Origin of the sequence: Paenibacillus riograndensis SBR5 (genome assembly GCF_000981585.1) — a bacterium.
GTDB lineage: Bacteria > Bacillota > Bacilli > Paenibacillales > Paenibacillaceae > Paenibacillus_AQ > Paenibacillus_AQ riograndensis.
In genome coordinates, this window is sequence record NZ_LN831776.1 from 106,958 (window position 1) to 125,564 (window position 18,607).

Annotated in this window: 15 protein-coding genes; 11 read left to right on the plus strand and 4 right to left on the minus strand. The window is 53.0% G+C overall.

Annotation, left to right across the window (positions count from 1 at the left end; all coding sequences use genetic code 11):
• Positions 1–80: 80 nt before the first annotated feature.
• From PRIO_RS00515 to PRIO_RS00525, 3 genes are all read right to left on the minus strand, one after another.
• Positions 81–554: an AbrB/MazE/SpoVT family DNA-binding domain-containing protein gene (locus tag PRIO_RS00515; RefSeq protein WP_020425644.1), complete on the minus strand. Its 474-nt coding sequence runs from the start codon at positions 552–554 to the stop codon at positions 81–83.
• Positions 555–791: 237 nt separating this feature from the next.
• Complete coding sequence (locus PRIO_RS00520) at positions 792–1,475, minus strand: DNA-3-methyladenine glycosylase (protein ID WP_020425645.1); 684 nt, start codon at positions 1,473–1,475, stop codon at positions 792–794.
• A 102-nt stretch (positions 1,476–1,577) separates the two neighbouring features.
• Positions 1,578–3,650, minus strand: a complete 2,073-nt coding sequence (locus tag PRIO_RS00525) for a transglycosylase domain-containing protein (protein WP_020425646.1) — start codon at positions 3,648–3,650, stop codon at positions 1,578–1,580.
• A 245-nt stretch (positions 3,651–3,895) separates the two neighbouring features.
• Between PRIO_RS00525 and PRIO_RS00530 the strand changes: the two genes are divergently transcribed.
• The 7 genes from PRIO_RS00530 (at position 3,896) to argS (ending at position 12,306) form a co-directional block, all read left to right on the plus strand.
• Positions 3,896–5,083, plus strand: coding sequence for a beta propeller repeat protein (locus tag PRIO_RS00530; RefSeq protein WP_020425647.1), 1,188 nt, complete (start codon positions 3,896–3,898; stop codon positions 5,081–5,083).
• A gap of 630 nt (positions 5,084–5,713) precedes the next feature.
• A complete protein-coding gene (gene ltrA, locus PRIO_RS00535) occupies positions 5,714–7,006 on the plus strand; it encodes a group II intron reverse transcriptase/maturase (protein WP_020425999.1) in 1,293 nt (430 codons plus the stop codon).
• An 808-nt stretch (positions 7,007–7,814) separates the two neighbouring features.
• Complete coding sequence (locus PRIO_RS00540; RefSeq protein WP_020425579.1) at positions 7,815–8,672, plus strand: carbon-nitrogen hydrolase family protein; 858 nt, start codon at positions 7,815–7,817, stop codon at positions 8,670–8,672.
• 15 nt (positions 8,673–8,687) lie between these two features.
• Positions 8,688–9,356, plus strand: coding sequence for a GNAT family N-acetyltransferase (locus PRIO_RS00545; RefSeq protein WP_046500833.1), 669 nt, complete (start codon positions 8,688–8,690; stop codon positions 9,354–9,356).
• A 42-nt stretch (positions 9,357–9,398) separates the two neighbouring features.
• Positions 9,399–10,067, plus strand: a complete 669-nt coding sequence (locus PRIO_RS00550) for a hypothetical protein (protein WP_020425577.1) — start codon at positions 9,399–9,401, stop codon at positions 10,065–10,067.
• A 113-nt stretch (positions 10,068–10,180) separates the two neighbouring features.
• The gene (locus PRIO_RS00555) at positions 10,181–10,624 is read left to right on the plus strand and encodes a YwiB family protein (protein WP_020425576.1); all 444 of its coding nucleotides are present in this window, start codon (positions 10,181–10,183) and stop codon (positions 10,622–10,624) included.
• Complete coding sequence (gene argS, locus PRIO_RS00560) at positions 10,621–12,306, plus strand: arginine--tRNA ligase (RefSeq protein ID WP_020425575.1); 1,686 nt, start codon at positions 10,621–10,623, stop codon at positions 12,304–12,306. Before PRIO_RS00555 ends, argS begins: the two co-directional genes overlap by 4 nt.
• Positions 12,307–12,825: 519 nt before the next feature.
• On the opposite strand, the gene PRIO_RS00570 is transcribed toward argS, so the two are convergent.
• The gene (locus PRIO_RS00570; RefSeq protein WP_046500837.1) at positions 12,826–13,995 is read right to left on the minus strand and encodes a S8 family peptidase; all 1,170 of its coding nucleotides are present in this window, start codon (positions 13,993–13,995) and stop codon (positions 12,826–12,828) included.
• A 402-nt stretch (positions 13,996–14,397) separates the two neighbouring features.
• Between PRIO_RS00570 and rpoE the strand changes: the two genes are divergently transcribed.
• The 4 genes from rpoE (at position 14,398) to fba (ending at position 18,585) form a co-directional block, all read left to right on the plus strand.
• Positions 14,398–14,961 carry a DNA-directed RNA polymerase subunit delta gene (gene rpoE, locus PRIO_RS00575; RefSeq protein WP_020428181.1) on the plus strand — a complete coding sequence of 188 codons (564 nt, stop codon included), beginning with the start codon at positions 14,398–14,400 and terminating at the stop codon, positions 14,959–14,961.
• Between the two features lie 273 nt (positions 14,962–15,234).
• Positions 15,235–16,842, plus strand: a complete 1,608-nt coding sequence (locus tag PRIO_RS00580) for a CTP synthase (RefSeq protein ID WP_020428182.1) — start codon at positions 15,235–15,237, stop codon at positions 16,840–16,842.
• A gap of 307 nt (positions 16,843–17,149) precedes the next feature.
• A complete protein-coding gene (locus PRIO_RS00585; protein ID WP_020428183.1) occupies positions 17,150–17,536 on the plus strand; it encodes a response regulator in 387 nt (128 codons plus the stop codon).
• Between the two features lie 194 nt (positions 17,537–17,730).
• Positions 17,731–18,585 (plus strand): class II fructose-1,6-bisphosphate aldolase, encoded by an 855-nt coding sequence (gene fba / locus PRIO_RS00590; RefSeq protein ID WP_020428184.1) that lies wholly within the window; start codon positions 17,731–17,733, stop codon positions 18,583–18,585.
• Positions 18,586–18,607: the final 22 nt, after the last annotated feature.

The window sequence follows — 18,607 nt, forward strand, 5'->3', positions numbered from 1 at the left end:
CATAAACAGCCAAGCTCCTCCCTTCAGGAGAGCTTGGCTGTTTGTATGTTGTATAAAACTGCAGGGTGCGGGTATACAGTTTATGATCTGCTGAGCAGGTTAAGCTTGCGCTTGAGCTGGCTTACCCGGGCCTGACTGATGCCAAGAACCTCGGCAAGCTCCTTCTGATTAGCATAGGGGTGATCTTCTATGGCCTTCTCCAAGCGTTGACTCATTTCCTCTGTTTTGCTCCGCCGCCCCCCGCGGCCGGGTTCAGGAGTAATCTCTGCGGGACTTTGCAGCTGAACGGCCTCATCGGCCGTCCGGTCTGGATTGCCGAGCTCTTTCAGACAGCTGTTGCAAATGAACTGGTCCTTATAGTAGCTGACATGATCGAGGCTTCTGCAGAACGTGCATTCAGTTGAGGTGTACTTTCTGAGTACGATGATTTCTTCATCCAAAATGAAAAACTCGATAGGATCCCCAATGTCAATATTTCGTGTCATGCGGATTTCTACGGGAACCACAATTCTGCCAAGACTGTCTAAACTCCGGATCATGCCTGTATCCTTCATCCCATGTCCCTCATTTACATCTTTTTATTTTTTGTGGATATTTATGATTATAGCAGTAATTGTAAGTTATGAGAACGGGGAAAGCGCATTCATATATAGAGTTTTTTGCTAAATTCAGGAAAAATATTCCCCTGAATTTAAAAATCTCTCCATTTGGGAAGTCCCAAAGGAGAGATGAGTTAGGGTTCGTTTGTTTTTAACCCATTTTTGAGCCGCCGAAACAGCATCACCTAACTTTTAGCTGAGGGAAAAGGGCTCCGCCTGTTTATCAATAACAGAGACATAAGGATTCCCTCTGAGATAGAAACGCCAGGGAAGCGGAGCATACTCTTCGGCATAAGGAATGTTGATTCTCGGTGCTGCGGCAATATCCAGGTGTTCCGGCGAATCTCCCTGCTCAAGCCACAGCGGTCCAAGCGGGTCATCCAGCCGGCATCCGTTCAGGCTTTTGTCAATACGCAGCGCCCGGCACAGCTTGCCCGGCCCGCCGGACAGGCTGGAGGGCTTCTTGACCGTGATGCCGCGGTAAGCCGCCATCCGCGCAGCGTCTGTACTGGTAAGCGGCTCTACCGCGCGAATCAGTACAGCATGAGGATCATGTTCGGCGGCAGTTACAACATTAACGCAATGGTACATACCGTAAATGAGATACACATAGGCTGTTCCTCCAGCGCTGAACATGACCTCGGTACGGGCTGTGCGGCGTCCGCCGTAGGCGTGGCTGCCTTTATCTTCTGCGCCGCCATAGCTTTCTGTCTCCACAATCCGGCAGCGGATCTCTCCGTCCTCGGTCCGCCGGACGAGATGCTGTCCCAGAAGAAGCGGTCCGGCCTGGAGCGCTGTGAGCTTATATAGATCAGGGGACAGCAAATTTCTGGACGGTGGACCTTCTCTGCCGTCAGAGTTATTCTTCAAATTCATCGAGTAATGGCACCTCACAACCCGGGTCCCGGAACCTTCATCCCTATCCTCCCGGTCGATTGGTCCCATCGTATCGCATGAGCCGCAGTGAAGCAACCCGGATTAATTCAGCCACCAGCGTTTGATATCCTTCCACAGTGAATGCTCTTCTTTGATGTCCTCCGCCGGAGGCTCCCCGCTTCCGTCAGGAGGACTTACGGCACCGCCTGCACCGTGCTGATCGCAGTATTCCTTGGGTTCCGTGCCGCTGATGAAGGTTTCCAGCACTTTCTCGGGACAGGCCGCCGTAGCCAGCTTGCCGGATTGCGGATTGACATATACGCTGACCACTCCGTCAGGAATCGGGAAAATTTTCGGCGGAACGTTTTCCAGCGCTTTTTCCGTAAACTGGGCAAAGATCGGGGCAGCGCGCCGTCCATCGGCAGTGGCAATATCCCGCCCTTTGTCATAGCCGACCCAGACGGCTGTGGACAGCTCGGGCGTGAAGCCTACCATCCAGCCGTCGGTGTCGGTAGTCCCGGTTTTCCCGGCAACAGGACGCTTGATCATGGAGGCAACGCGATTGCCTGTCCCGCCGCTCTCAAATACTCCTTCCATCAGCCGGGTCAGCACATACGCCGCCGCCGGCTCTACAACCTTCTCGCCCTGCGTCTGCGGGGCTTCATATAGAAGCTTTCCATTCGCATCGGTAATTTTCAGGATTGCCGTGACCGGAAGCTTTACTCCGCCTCCGCCGATAACGGCGAATGCAGACGCCATTTCCAGCGGACTCACCGGCGATGTGCCCAGAGCCAGCGATGGTACGGTCTGCAGGGGACTGTCTATGCCCATCTTTGCCGCCATGTCTGCCACCTTGTCCGCGCCTACTTTCATAATCGTGTTCACCGCATAAATATTGTCGGAGGCGGCAATTGCCTGGCGCATGTTGATTTCCCCCAGATACTTGTCCCCGAAATTTTTGGGCTGATAGGTCTTGCGGTCATTATCATAGTGGAACAGTGTCGGCTGGCTGTTGAAGACGGACAGTCCCGTCATGCTCTTGGAGGACAGCGCGGTTAAATACATGATGGGTTTAAAGGAAGACCCGGGCTGACGGGTAGTGGCCAGTGCATGGTTGAACTGGTTGGTGCGGTAGTTTTTGCCCCCGACCATGGCTTTGATATAGCCGGTACGGGGGTCAATGGATACAAGCGCAGTCTCCAGATCGCCGGAGGGGTCCATTCCCTTCTCTACAGCGTCTTCGGCCGCCTGCTGCATATCGGGATCTAGCGTTGTATATACATTCAGCCCCCCCTGATCCAGCTCTTCGCTGCTGATATGCAGGGTGTCGGTGGCCAGACTGCGGACATAGTCGCGGAAATAAGGCGCAGCAGCAAGGGTATTCTTTTCTCCCTGCGGCTTGAAGCTTAGGGTTTCCAGCCTGGCTGCTGTTGCCTGAGCTTCGGTAATATCACCCACTTCTGTCATGGCGGCTAATATAATCCGCTGCCGTTTCTTGGCATTGTCCATATGAGTATAGGGGGAATAGTAGGTCGGTCCTTTAGGGATACCGGCAAGGATTGCACTCTCCGCCAGATCAAGGTCAGCCGCCGCCTTGCCAAAATACATCTGTGAGGCTGCTTCAATGCCGTAGGCGCCGTGGCCATAATAAATTTGGTTCAGATACATATTCAGAATTTCGTCTTTGCTGTATTTCATCTCAAGCTGCATCGTATACAGGGCTTCCTTTGCCTTGCGGGTCCAGGTCTTCTCATGGGAGAGGTAGAGATTGCGCGCAAGCTGCTGGGTTAGAGTGCTGGCCCCTTGTGTGCGGTCGCCTGACTCCAGATTGGCAAGCACAGCCCGGCCCATGCCCTTGACATCAAAGCCGGAGTGTTTGTAGAATTTGCGGTCCTCCACCGCAAGCGTAGCCTGTATGAGCAGCGGTGAAATCTGATTAAGTGTTACGGGCTCCCGGCTGCGGCCATCCGTAGTGAAGGTGGTTAGCACATTTCCGCGGGAATCAAGCAGCTTGGAGCGGATATCATCAGCGATCGGCGGGAGATCCTTATGGTAGAGGTATCCGAGCAGCCCGCCAGCCGCCAGTACATAAAGCACACCCATTACAGCCAGCAGCCGGGACAGCCGGCGGAGGCGGTGTTTGGGTTTCGGAGGGGCAACAGGTTCGCGCGGCATGACATCAGGCTCCTTTGATTAGTTTGGCTTGTCAATTCTCATTATGGGGAAGGAAGGGCCTGGATATTCATAACAGCTGGAGGACTTCCCCGAAAAGGTTGGCGTTTCATTATGCCGGCCCAAGTAGTAACCAAATTGTTGTCAGATTGTGACTTTATCCTGGTTGATAGGGGAAGGGATGGAGCAGTATAACAGAGTAGTACCTTTAGGAATGGCTGGATCAATAAGGAGATAGAGGTGTAACTATGAATTGGACTAAAAAAATATATCAAGGCCCGTTGGCCCTTCTGTCGGCAGTTCTTTTGGCGGCCTCTGCGTGGGGACTGTCCGCTCCACCGGCCCAGGCTGCTGCGGCGCAAGCGGCAGTACCGGCGTGCAGCACCGGTGATCATGGATTGCTGAAAGGGCTGCAGGCTGAGCATGCTGCGTCCGGGACCGCACCGCTGAATTTCTCCGACATTCAATTTCTGAATGCCGATACCGGCCGGGCAGCAGGCAACGGATTCATGATTGGAACCTCCGACGGAGGCTGTCACTTTCAGGAGATCTATAAGGGACAGTGGAGTTTCAGGCAAATTGATTTTCCGGATAATGTTCATGGCTGGGCCCTGGCTTCCGTGAAGGGTACAGCGGCGGCCTACCTCATTGCCACCGCGGATGGCGGCTCTACCTGGAAAAGGCTGACCGATACGGCAACTGTCTTCGACAGAATTGACTTTAAGGACAACAAGCAGGGCTTTGGCTACAGCCTGGCCTCCACCTATTACACGAAGGACGGAGGACGCACCTGGCGTCTTATCCCGACTCCCGCCAACACCCGCAGTGCGGAGTTCACCAGCGCTAGCAGCGGGTATGCAGTTGTAGTTGCCCCTGGGGCCGGCTACCGGATTATGAAAACCTCCGATGGAGGGGCCACTTGGTCGCTTTCGCTAAAATCAGCTTTTGCCTATCCCGAGTCTGGAAGGGTATATGCAAACGGTGATCAGGTGTACGCTCTGCTGTATGGCGGATCAGGGATGTCGCAGACCTCCTATTCGCTCTATGCCAGCAGCAACAAGGGCAAAAGCTGGAGCCGTGTCATTGCACAGAACACTGCCGGCGGCGGACCTGCACCGGGCAACGGCGCAGCGCAGCTGACAACGGGGCCGGCTTCCGGCAAGCCCGGTAATATGCAGCTGGTCGGCAGCAGTGCCGCTTTTCTGTTCGGGTTCTCTCCGGCAGCCGAGAAAGTAGCCGTTGGACGTACCTACAACGGGGGCAAGAAGTGGACCAATCTTCCGGCGATTCCTGGTTACGACGGGCTCATTTCCTTCACAGGTGTTACAGAAGGCTGGATGGCTGTCCGGGGACAGAATGCTTCCTCCCTGTATGCAACTGAAGACGGCGGCTCTACCTGGAAGCTGAAATTCGCTTTTAAGGGGACAGAACAATAGGCCGGGGTCCGCTTTGAGACCAACACATTGAGGAATATGCGCACTTTGCAAGCTGAAGCGGCTCCGTTAACTGGAGCTGCTTTTTTGTAGTGTAGGGCGTGCCCAGAAAGCACGTATCTTCTAGCCGGTGAAAGTCCGGTCACGGGAGGGGCCAAGCCCCCGTGTAGCTGGGATGCCTGCGTACGGCGAAATCTGTGCGTAGAAGCGCATCGACAAAAGTCCGGTCAGAGACAGGGCGAGCAACCTGCTAGGCCGTAACATGAAGTGAATCCTGCCGCGTCGTCACAAAGGCCCCGCAAGGGGGGAGAGAGGAAGTCGAGCCTCGCCTATACGGGTGAAGACCACGGAAGCTGCAGAGAACTTGGAACGGCAGTGAAGAATCCTCCGGCGTATGGGGATCGGCATGGAAGGAAAGAAGACGCAGTGAACTGGGGAGACCCTCCCCCACACGGGAGGAATTTTTTTTTTAGAAACCCGTAAAGAGACGCTCTATAAGTCCAAAAGATGAAATGAACCGTCTGTGGGAAGGGAGTCCGAGGGGCTCATAATACCGAAGAACCTAAGGACAACATAACCTTAGGGAGGGAAGGAGCCCTGCTTTGTTTATGCTTTTGGAGGAGGTACGAGTGAGTGAATGCCAAAGGGCTAACGACACCAAAGGAAAAAGTTCAAGAACTCCAAGAAAAGCTAGGTCATGCGGCCAAGGAGAACAAGAAGCGTAAATTTCATGCGCTGTATGACAAGGTCTACCGCCCGGATGTGCTGTGTGAAGCCTGGAAACGGGTGAAAGCGAATAAGGGAGCAGCAGGAGTAGATGCCGTGACGCTCGCAGACATCGAGGAACGAGGAGAAACGAACTTCCTTAAGACCTGTGAGCGAGAATTGAAAGAAGGCAGCTACCATCCGCAGCCTGTGCGGCGGCACTATATCCCAAAGAAAGACGGGAAGCCAAGGCCGCTGGGCATACCCACCGTGCGCGACCGAGTCATACAGATGGCAACCAAACTCGTGATTGAGCCCATCTTCGAAGCAGACTTCGAAGAAGTATCCTTCGGATTTCGCCCGAAGCGAAGTGCGAAAGGAGCGCTGGAACGAATCCGGAAAGCCTGCAACCGCAAAGGAAATTGGGTAGTCGACGTCGATATCCAAGGTTACTTCGACAACATTAATCAAGAGAAGCTCATGAAACTGGTACAGATGCGTATCAATGACAGGAGAATCTTGAAGTTAATACGGAAATGGCTTCAGGCGGGAGTTATGGAAGAAGGAAACGTGAGGCGTTCCGATTTAGGGACACCACAAGGTGGCGTCATCTCACCGCTGTTGGCGAATATCTACTTGAACTACTTTGACCGGCTATGGGAGAAACACGGAAGTGGATTGGGGGAACTGACCAGGTATGCAGACGATTTCGTCGTAGTCTGTAAAACGAAAAAGGACGCCGAACATGCCTATGAGCTCATAAGCAGAATCATGGAACGTCTGGAGTTAACTCTACATCCGACCAAAACCCGCATTGTAGGCCTGTGGACAGGAGACGAAGGATTCGACTTTTTAGGAATGCACCATCGAAAAACGAAAGCAGAAACTTCCCAAGGGAAGGTATATTACACCACACAGCAATGGCTAACGAAAAAGGCAGAGGAGCGCATCCGAGGCGTGGTCAAAGAAAGATTAGCCCCTCCGAGCATGCGCTCAAGAACGTTGGCGGAACAGGTGGAATGGCTCAATCCAAAGATTCAAGGATGGAGAAATTATTACTACACGAACTACAGCCAAAAGAGATTAGCGAAACTGGATTGGTATATTTTGCAAAGATTAACCCGGTGGTACGCGAAGAAGAGACAACGCGGGAGATGGATGAGGTCCAGGTCAGAAGTTAAATATTTGACCATCCAATATGGACTAAAAACGCTATTGTAATCTGCATGCCCATGAATGACGAACATCGGAAAGCCGTATGAGGGAAAACCTCACGTACGGTTTGATGAGGAGGGGCTGGGTTGCACCAGCCCTTTACTCTAGAAATTATGATTTTTTTAAGTTGTGGATAAGGTGTGTATAAAACTGGGGATAAGTAGGAGGGCAGCAAACTCACCCATAAACGGGCGAAATCAGCCGGATTCGATTCGCCTTTTTCCCACTAACGCTGGCCAAGAAGCAGGTGAACAGTGCTAGTTGGAAAAAGGAAACTTATTTCTCTCAGAAATCAACAATTGTGAGATTGAAGTGGAAAAAGGGAACTTAATTGGGCCATATAACTTAGTTAGGGGCGAAATGAGCTGAATTAGTTACCCTTTTTCCACTTAACCTGCGGAGAACAGGAGATTCGGGCAAATTAGTTATCCTTTTTCCACTTGGAATTGCTGAAGGACACATAAAGGGTTTCCCAAAGGTGTTAACCCTCGAAAACCTTGCACGGAATACAACAAAGTGTGTTTTATGCAGGCCAAATGGGTGAACATCTTGTACGTTATACAACAATCTGTGTCCTAAGTACGCTAAACGGACAAAAATCTTGTGAATTGTACAACAAGTGGGTATACATTGTGGAAATTAAAAGGCGAAGCTGGAGCTTGTCTAGAAAGTTTTATGTATATCCGCTATGCACGGCTTGGTGAGATACGTTTCATAAGGGGGGAAGATGTGATTTTGCGGCCGGTTATGGTAAAATTTTAGGTACTTTAATGAATGTGCGCCCATATCACGACGTTTAGGAGGATTGCCGCCCATGGCTTTTCGCGTATCTGCTGTCCAGTATCATTTGCATACCATTTCCTCCTTCGGGGAGTTTGCCGCTGAGTGCGAGCATTACATCAAAACAGCCGGAGAGTACGGTGCGGAATTCATCCTGTTCCCCGAATTTTTGACGACACAGCTGATGTCCATTGGCGATGAGCAGGGAAAAGCCCTCACTATAGAGGATCTGCCGCAGTTTACAGACCGTTACCGGGAGCTGTTTGCCGGGTATGCCCAAAAATATGCGGTGCATATCATTGGCGGCACCCATGTACTGCGACGGAACGGCAAGCTTTATAATGTGGCCCATCTTTTTTATCCGGACGGGAGAATTGCCGAGCAGGCTAAGCTGCATATCACGCCCGCTGAAGTAGAGGGTTGGAATATGGGGGCGGGGGAAGGGCTGGAGGTGTTCCAGACGGACAAAGGAACCATCGCCATGCTGACCTGCTACGATATTGAATTTCCGGAGATCGTGCGTATGGCCCGCGCCAAGGGGGCGGATGTGATCTTCTGCCCATCCTGCACAGATGATCGCCACGGCTTCCACCGGGTAAGATACACCAGCCATGCCCGGGCGGTAGAAAATCAAGTCTATGTCGTGCTGACAGGCACCGTAGGCTCACTGCCCACCGTGGACCTGATGCGGGCTAACTTTGGCCAGGCAGCGGTGATTACGCCCAATGATATTCCGTTCCCTCCACAAGGGCTGCTGGCCGAGGGGGAAATTAACAGCGATATGATCATCACCGCCGATCTGGATCTGGAGCTGCTGTACCGCGTCCGTGAACGCGGGTCCGTGACCACATGGCGCGACCGCCGGACGGATCTGTACACCGACTGGACGTAGGGAGGAAGAGAAGGCATGTATTACAAGAGTTTCTACGCTTTTGACGGCAAAATCCCGGTGCCTGCGGTGATCCGGTCCTACACGGAGGCTGATTTTACGGAACTGATTACCATTCAGTCTGAGGCTTTTCCGCCGCCCTATCCTGCTGAATTGTGGTGGAACCGGGAGCAGCTGCTGAATCATGTGACTCTTTTTCCGGAAGGTGCTTTATGTGTAGAGGTGAACGGGGAACTGGCAGGCTCGGTAACGGGCCTGAAAATCCGTTTTGACCCTAAGGCTCCGGCGCTTCAGCATACCTGGTCGGAGGTTACGGCAGATGGATATATTACTACGCACCAGCCGGACGGGAACACGCTGTATATCGCTGATCTGTGCGTCCGACCCAAATACCGCAAGCTGGGGCTGGGTAAAGAGCTGGTGCAGTCGCTGTATCACGCTGTGGTGGAGCAGAAGCTGGAGCGGCTGCTGGGAGCGGGCCGGATGCCCGGCTATCATCTGCAGGCCTCCAGGATGTCAGCGGAGGAGTATCTGGCCGGAGTGGTGGCCGGGAAGTGGTCTGATCCGGTGATTACTTTCCTGCTGCGCTGCGGCCGGTCGCCGGTCGGGGTAGTGGCTGATTATCTGGAAGATGAGGAGTCGGGCAATTACGCTGCACTCATGGAGTGGCGGAATCCTTTTCTATAAGTAATGAAGTGTTTAGTTCAGAAGCGGAGGAGATATTTGAGTATGGAGTATAGCAGAATTACCAGTGTCGCTGACCCTTTGTTCAGACAAGTGCATAACCTGTTGTCAGAAGTGTTCCCTCCCGAGGAAGTGCTTGAATACAGCTTATGGAAGGAGCCGCTGGAAGATCCCGGCATCCGTGTGTTTGCTGCGGTGCATGAGGGTTCGGTTGTTGGCACCACGGAATACCGTTACTACAGCGACTGGAATGTGGCCATGACCGATTTCACGATTATAGGCCGTGAGGGCCTGGGAGTCGGCCGCTTTCTGGCGCAGCACCGTCTGAAAGACCTGCAGAAGCTGGCGGCTGACAACGGCAAGGAGCTGTTTGGCATGTTTGCCGAGATTTACGACCCGTACCGGGTAGAGCATGCTTTTGGCGGCATTAAGCCCATGGACCCGTTTGTCCGCCGCGAGGTGCTGTCGCATCTGGGCTATAAGCGTCTCGACTTCCCATATGTTCATCCTTCATGGCAGGGGGACGGTGAGGCGGTAGCGGGTCTGGATCTTTGTTTTATGCCCGGCGATGAGAATTTGGAGCAGATAGAGGCGGCTTTGGTTGCCGGTTTTCTGACCCGTTATTACGCAGTGCTGGCGGATAAGCCTGAGGCCTGGACATCTATGGTAGAGCAGCTTAAGGGCAGGGACGCAGTGTCGCTGCTGCCGTTGTGATTATTTTTAGAGGCGAAAGCCATTGAATTGCCCTCCCGATCTGGATATAGTGTACAATGGGAAAGCGAATATGCCTTAGATGAATATAAGTATGAACAAGCGAGGAACGTGTGATGACTGAATCAGAGTCCGACAAATACGGCGTATCCGTAACACTGGAGAGCGTGCAGGGCGGAGAACGGAACGTGGTGCGCGCAGCAGGCGAAGTTATCACCAGAGGCAATCAGCTCTATCTCCGTTATGAAGAAACGCAGCCAGGACCCAAGGACGAGGCGGTTTCCGTCCGCACCACCGTGAAGATTACAGACAACGGGCTCAAGCTGATCCGTCACGGCGGCGTCCAGTCAGAGCAGTCCTTTGAGCCGGGACAACGTCTGCCGGGATTCTACCGCTCGCCTTATACACAGTTTAATCTCTCCACAGACACCCGGAAGCTGGACGTGAAGCGCGCTGGAAAATCGCTTGCGGTTGCGTGGGAATATGATCTCTACGTGTACGGGGAATTATCTGGACAGTTCGCTATAAGTTTGCATATACAGGAGGAACCACAATCATGACACAAAGTCAAAACCCGCTTCGGTTAGCCAATGAACGGTTGAGGGAAGCGGTGGCTGGGGCTATTATCGCCGCTGGCCTGGTTACTAGAGAGGAGCTTCCGGCCATTGTGCTGGAGGTGCCGAAAGACAAAGCCCACGGGGACCTGGCAACCAATGCTGCGATGCAGCTCACCAAGATTGCCAAACGTAATCCGCGTCAGATTGCTGAAGCGATTATCGGGCATCTGGACAAGAACGCTGCTTCTATTGAAAAGGCTGAAATTGCCGGACCGGGCTTCATCAACTTTACGCTGTCCAAAAGCTACCTCTACCCGGTGATCGCTCTCGTAGCCGAACAGGGTGACAATTATGGCCGCATCGATGCAGGCCAGGGCCAAAGGGTCGAAATGGAATTTGTCAGCGCCAATCCTACCGGCAGCCTTCATCTGGGGCATGCCCGCGGGGCAGCTGTCGGCGACGCGCTCTGCAACGTGCTGGATTTTGCCGGCTACGAGGTAACCCGCGAGTATTACATCAATGATGCCGGGAACCAGGTCGCCAACCTGTGCAAATCCATCGAAGCCCGTTACCTTCAGGAGCTGGGACAGCCGGCGGAAATGCCGGAGGACGGCTATCACGGGGAAGACATCAAGGGTTTTGCCAAAGAGCTGGTGGCTGAAAAAGGCGACGCTCTGCTGTCCATGACACCGGGCGACCGGGCGGCATTCTTCCGCACCTATGGTCTCACCAAGGAGCTGGACAAAATCAAACGCGACCTCACCCGCTTCCGCGTAGGCTTCGATATCTGGTTCAGCGAAACCTCGCTGTACGAGAACGGTGAAGTGCTGCGTTCCCTGGATGAGCTGCGCGAGCGCGGCGAAGTCTACGAGCAAGATGGGGCCACCTGGCTGCAAACGACCAAATACGGCGACGACAAGGACCGCGTGCTGATTAAGAATGATGGGACCTACACCTACCTGACGCCGGATATCGCTTATCACAACGACAAATATGGCCGGGGCTACGATACAATGATCAACATCTGGGGCGCCGACCACCACGGCTATATTCCCCGGATGAAGGCGGCCATGTCGGCGCTTGGCAATGATCCGGAAAAGCTGGTTGTGCTGATTGCCCAAATGGTCAGTCTCTTCCAGAACGGCGAAAAGGTCAAAATGTCCAAACGCACGGGCAAAGCGGTTACGATGGAAGACCTGATGGACGAAGTCGGAATCGACGCCATCCGCTATTTCTTCACCATGCGCAGCATGGATTCACATCTGGACTTCGATATGGATCTGGCTATTTCCACTTCCAATGAAAATCCTGTTTTCTATGTGCAGTACGCGCATGCGCGGATCTGCAGTATTTTCCGCCAGGCGGAGGAGCAGGGGATTGTGCTTCCGGATGTTGCCGAAATCGATTATGCCAAGCTCACCGCTGAACATGAATATGCCCTTCTGCGCAAAATCGGCGAATTGCCGGCGGAGATCGGGATAGCCGCAAGCAGCTATGCACCGCACCGCCTGATCCGCTATGTGTACGATCTGGCTTCGCTGTTCCACAGCTACTACAAAGCGGAGCGCGTCATCACCGAAGATGCCGCCCAGACCCTGGCCCGACTTGCCCTGCTGGGCGCGGCGCGGACCACAATCGCCAACGTGCTGCGCCTCGTTGGTGTTACCGCACCGGACCGGATGTAACCGTCCGGCTTCGTACCAAAAGCTCCGCCCCGTGTGTTTGGGGCGGAGCTTTGGTTTTGTTTAGGATATTGTACAAGCTACAAAATGCTCGGAAGCTTCAGATGATATAGGCGGCTCAGGAGAATCGGGCCCATCAGCAAATGAAGAATGAAGCGGACAGAGAATACCTTATTTTGCGAAAAAGTCCGATTTTCGGGCGGATTCAGATCGCAGTCCGCTTGTCCTGCTGAATGGACGAATTCCCCCGATTAACGGATTTCCTGTCCGCATCAGCGGCGGATAAATCGTGAAGGGAACTCATTGAGTTCGCAGAGGAACCCAAGTGCCGGGCCTACCTCCGGCAGTCCGGTCAAAGCTGCCTGCGGCCCGACGCGGCCCAGCGCAACCGCCCAGCGGCCCGCCGCAGGCCGCCGCCGCGGCGGCCCATCCGGCCCGACGCGCCCGCCCACGGCCCGTCGGGTCCGCCGTGGTCCGCAGGCCGCGTCCGGATGGCCGCCCGCGGCCCAAGTGCCGCCGCCGCTATGCCTTCGCAGCGGCGGCCCGCTTCGCCCGCGCGCCTGCCCGCAGCAGGCGCAGGGCATCGGCCGCGCCGCCGCCCAAGGCTGCGCGGCGCTGGCCCTTGCGCAGCCGCACCGGCGAGGCCGTGCGGCGCAGGAGCAGCTTCAGCTCCCGTGGCGAGAGCCCCGGGCGCAGCGCGAGCAGCAAGGCGGCGGCTCCCGTGACATGCGAGGTCGCCATGGAGGTGCCGCTCATCTCTTTGTAGCCCTCCTTCAGCCAGCAGGAGGTCACGCTTTCCCCGGGTCCGTATACATCAATATACGGACCGCGGTTGCTGAAGGCCGCGACGCGGTGCCTTCGGTCCAAGGCGCCGACGGCGATCGTCTCGGGGTAGCGGGCGGGATAATCCCCGCCGCGTTTGCCGTCGTTGCCGGAGGAAGCGATGATGGCGATCCCGGCCCGGTAGGCCTTGATCACCACATCGTGAAGGGCTTTGCTTCGGGTCTTCATGCCGAAGCTCATATTAATAATATCGATCCTGTTCTGTACGCACCAGTCGATGCCCAGCACAATATCGGACACATAAGCCGAGCCGTTATGGTCAAAAGCCTTGACCGGATACAGCTGCGCCCGTGGCGCCACACCCATCATGCCGCGGGTGCCGCCGGCCGCTGCCAGCGTTCCGGCGATATGGGTGCCGTGTCCATTGTCATCGAAAGGGAGCATGCCGCGGTACAGCAGGTTCACGCCGGAGGCCAGCGAATGCTTGAGATCCGGATGCCGGTAGTCGGCCCCTGTATCAATGACACCGATTTTCACGTGCACCCCGGTGGATCTGGACCAGGCCTGCGGGGCATGAATCGCTTTAACGCCCCAGGGCATTAAGGAGGCGCCCGATTTTTCAGGGGCCGCCGCGTGGACTTGTATCCGTGCATCCTCTTCGATACACAGGGCATCTTCAAAGGTTTGGAGCAGCTTACCTGCTCCGGCAGCAGGCACAAAAAATGCCCGGATCAGCGGGGACATCTGCACTCGCCGCAGTCCCGGTGTTTTCGCCTTCAGCGATTTCCACTCTGACAGCGCTCCGGCATACTGGCGGGCATCTTTGAAGGTAACGATGCGCCGGTCGGCATTTTTGGGGGCAGCCGATATCTCATTAAGCAGTATCTGCCAAAATCTGTAGTAATCCATAAGTTACGCCGTCCCCTCCTCGGTGCCGTGCTGACATATTGTATGAAAGGAGGCGGACGTCCGAATGGGAACTTGCCCTTTTTTGGCGAAATGGGCTGCCCATCGTGTCAAAAAGCGGACCTTAACATAAAATAAACGGAAGAGGGCCGCAGGGTTCTCTTTGCAACATCCCGTAAGGAGCCGATCCTTGGCGTGGATACAGTCATGCGCGGAGGGAGTACCTCCGCCTTTTTAATGAGAGGAAGGAACGGGTTTTCCGGGAAGTCTGGGAATACATAATTCTGCAGGACGGTTTTGACTTGCAATTTGCTGCCAAATAGGTTTTACTTAGTTTTGTTAATGGATATTATGGAATAGAAATTAACGGTAATGTGAACAAAGCGTGAGAGGAAGTGTCCTTTAGTGAGTACGCCACTCAATTTAAAGCTGGACCCCGAGAAAGTAAAAGAAATGCCGATGGTGGACCTGGCTTTTCTGGTGCTCAAAGCAGCCAATACACCCTATTATTACCGTGACCTGATGGTCGAAGTGGCCAAGCTGCGCGGGATGACAGAAGAACAAACGAACGATACTATTGCACAGTTATATACCGAGATCAACATTGACGGGCGGTTTGCCTGCGTCGGAACCAACCTGTGGGGATTGAAACGCTGGTATCCGCTGGAACGCTCCGATGACCCGGTCGGCAACTCCAAACGTCCGCGTATTATCAATGACGAGGATGACGATCTGGAGGATGACGACTTCGCAGAAGAGGAAGATAACTACGCAGCAGAAGAAGAGGATTTCGACGCTATCGATGAAGATCGTGACGACCTCTATTCCGACGACGACAGCGAAGAAGAAGTTGACGAAGATGTTGTAATCGACGAAGATGACATCGACGAAGACGACGTGGATGATGAGGATTCCGAAGACGGCGACGATGAAGATGCCGATGATGAGGACGAGAACGACAACTATTAGAATAGATTGCAATCAGGCGAAATTCCTCCCTTGACATGGGTGGGATCGTCAGAGTAAACTATTGCATGGGCTTATAATGAAAGTTAATATTGTTTTCAAAAATAAAAAGTGCCCCGGTTCTACGGGTGTCACTTTTTTGTTTTTTTTGGAGGGTTTTTCCGGGATCTATTTAAGAAGTAACTTGTGGGTTCCCTGTTTTGATAATGGAAAAAAGGGTACGATAAACACCAAGCGTCGCCTGAATTTCTGGACTTTATTTAGGAGGGTTATACAGTGACAAAGTATATTTTTGTAACGGGTGGTGTCGTGTCTTCCCTGGGCAAAGGGATTACCGCCGCTTCCCTGGGCAGGCTGCTCAAGAACAGAGGTTTGAAGGTGACGATTCAAAAATTCGATCCTTATATTAATGTAGACCCTGGAACCATGAGTCCTTATCAGCATGGCGAAGTGTTCGTAACCGACGATGGGGCGGAAACTGACCTGGACCTTGGGCACTATGAACGGTTTATTGACATCAATCTCTCGAAGAACAGCAACGTGACTACTGGCAAGATCTATTCCTCGGTCATCAGCAAAGAGCGCCGCGGGGAATATTTGGGCGGCACGGTTCAAGTGATTCCGCATATCACGAACGAGATCAAGGAACGCGTATTCCGCGCTGGACGTGAAACCGGGTCCGATGTAGTGATTACCGAAATCGGCGGTACCGTGGGCGATATCGAGAGCTTGCCGTTTCTGGAAGCAATCCGTCAGATCAAAAGTGACATCGGCCGTGAGAATGTGATGTACATTCATGTCACCCTGATTCCGTATATCAAGGCTGCCGGAGAAGTTAAAACCAAACCGACTCAGCACAGCGTCAAGGAACTGCGCAGTATCGGGATTCAGCCGAATGTCATTGTCTGCCGCACGGAATATGCGCTTTCTGATGACATGAAGGCCAAAATCGCCCTGTTCTGCGATATCGATGCCAATGCAGTGGTGGAATGCCGCGATGCATCGACCTTGTATGAAGTGCCGCTCAACCTTCGGGATGAAGGGCTGGACGAAATTGTAGTCAATCATTTGAAGCTGACGACACCTGCTCCGGATATGCGCGAATGGGAAAATATGCTGGGCCGGATCCAGAAGCTGGAGCGCACGGTTGAAATCGCCATCGTCGGTAAATATGTAGCCCTGCATGATGCTTATTTGAGTGTAGTGGAGTCCCTTTCGCATGCCGGCTTTGCGGCCAATGCCGAGGTGAAGGTCCGCTGGGTGGATGCTGAGCTTGTTACCGACGAGAATGTCGGCGAATTGCTGGGCGGCATCGGCGGCATTCTCGTTCCAGGCGGCTTCGGGGACCGGGGGATCGAAGGCAAGATTTCTGCCATTCGTTATGCCCGTGAACAATCCATTCCGTTCTTCGGTATCTGCCTTGGGATGCAGGTTTCCGTTATTGAATACGGCCGTTCCATTCTGGGACTGGCAGGTGCGAACAGCTCGGAGATTGATCCGGCTACACTGCACCCGCTGATTGACCTGCTGCCGGAGCAGAAGGATATCGAAGACATGGGCGGAACTATGCGTCTTGGTCTTTACCCATGTAAGCTTCTTCCTGAATCACTGGCAATGTCCTGCTACGATGATGAATTGGTATATGAACGCCACCGTCACCGGTATGAGTTCAACAACGCCTACCGTGATGAGATTGAAAAAGCCGGCCTCGTAATCTCCGGAACCTCTCCGGATGGCCGTCTGGTGGAGATCGTCGAGCTTCCGGGCCATCCGTGGTTCCTCTCGGTACAGTTCCATCCAGAGTTTACCTCCCGTCCGAACCGTCCGCAGCCGCTTTTCCGTGAATTTGTCAAAGCGTCGCTGACTCATTCCGAACAATTGTAATCCAAAGACCTGTAAATTTGTCCTGCCGAGCCTCCGCCCTGGAGGCTTTCTTTAAAATACGAGGGTTTATAGGTTTCACGCCACAAATCATCCTCTGGTACCCCCATTTTGAGCATGAAATGTCTCCTTATCGCTGACTGGTTCCAGTCCATAAAATGACATAGATTTACGCATTTTAACCAATTAGCAGGATTTTGACTATAAGGAACGAATAATAGGTTTCGTATAGACTTGTTTTGTGAAGGGGTCATTAACTGTACGTGCGCGCGGTATGGACAATCTGCTTCAAATTCTGGGAGGGTATGGTATGGAAAAGAAAAAAGTGTTAATTGTCGATGATCAGAACGGAATCCGAATTCTCCTCATGGAAGTATTTAATAGTGAAGGGTATGCCACATTTCAAGCCGCTAACGGAAAACTGGCATTGGACATTGTCCGCAGCGAATCGCCCGACCTGGTCTTGCTCGATATGAAAATTCCGGGGATGGACGGACTTGAGATCCTGAAGCATTTGAAGGAGATCAATCCGGCTATCAAGGTCATTATGATGACAGCTTACGGTGAACTGGATATGATTAAGGAGGCGACCAAGCTGGGAGCGCTAATGCATTTTACTAAGCCGTTTGACATCGATGAGATGCGGATAGCTGTGAACATGCACCTTAACAATAAGTCTATAGACCAATGCAGCTAAGTAGTTTGGGAATGTTCTGTTATGGATATTCTAGAGAGGATTAATCTGCCTGAAGTATGGGTTGGCCGAATATCGTCCCGGCGGGACATTTTTTTGTGTATCCTATTTAGTATTTGACACAGGATGTGCTATAATAGGCCTGTATGTGATGTCGGCTTATATAAGCAACCCAATATTTTAGGAGGATTGAAACCATGCCATTAGTATCGATGACAGACATGTTAAACAAAGCACTACAAGGAAAATACGCAGTAGGCCAGTACAACATCAACAACCTGGAGTGGACTCAAGCGATTCTTGGTGCCGCAGAAGAAGAGAAGTCACCAGTAATCCTTGGCGTATCCGAAGGCGCAGCCCGTCACATGGGCGGATTCTACACCGTTGTGAAGATGGTTGAAGGTCTTATCCATGACATGAAGATCACTGTACCGGTTGCCATTCACCTGGATCACGGTTCCAGCTTTGACAAATGTAAAGAAGCGATTGATGCCGGATTCACATCTGTAATGATCGACGGTTCCCATCACCCAATTGATGAGAATATCGAAATGACCAAAAAAGTTGTAGATTATGCTCATGCAAAAGGTGTTTCTGTAGAAGCTGAAGTGGGTACTGTCGGCGGACAGGAAGATGACGTTATCGGCGGCATTCAGTATGCGGACCTGAACGAATGCGTGCGTATCGTCAAAGAAACAGGCATCGATACCTTGGCTCCTGCGCTTGGTTCCGTACATGGCCCTTACCATGGCGAGCCTAACCTTGGGTTCAAAGAAATGGAAGAAATCCGTGATGCGGTTAAACTTCCATTGGTTCTGCACGGCGGAACTGGTATTCCAGAGCATGACATCAAGAAATCCATCTCCCTGGGTACTTCCAAAATCAACGTAAACACTGAGAACCAGATCGCATTTGCTAAGGTTGTTCGCGAAGTGCTGGCTGCAAAACCGGATGCTTACGATCCGCGTACATTCATCGCACCAGGCCGCGAAGCTATCAAACAGACCGTTATCGGCAAAATCCGCGAGTTCGGCTCCAGCAACAAAGCCTAATCCATTCAGAGGAAAGCGGACA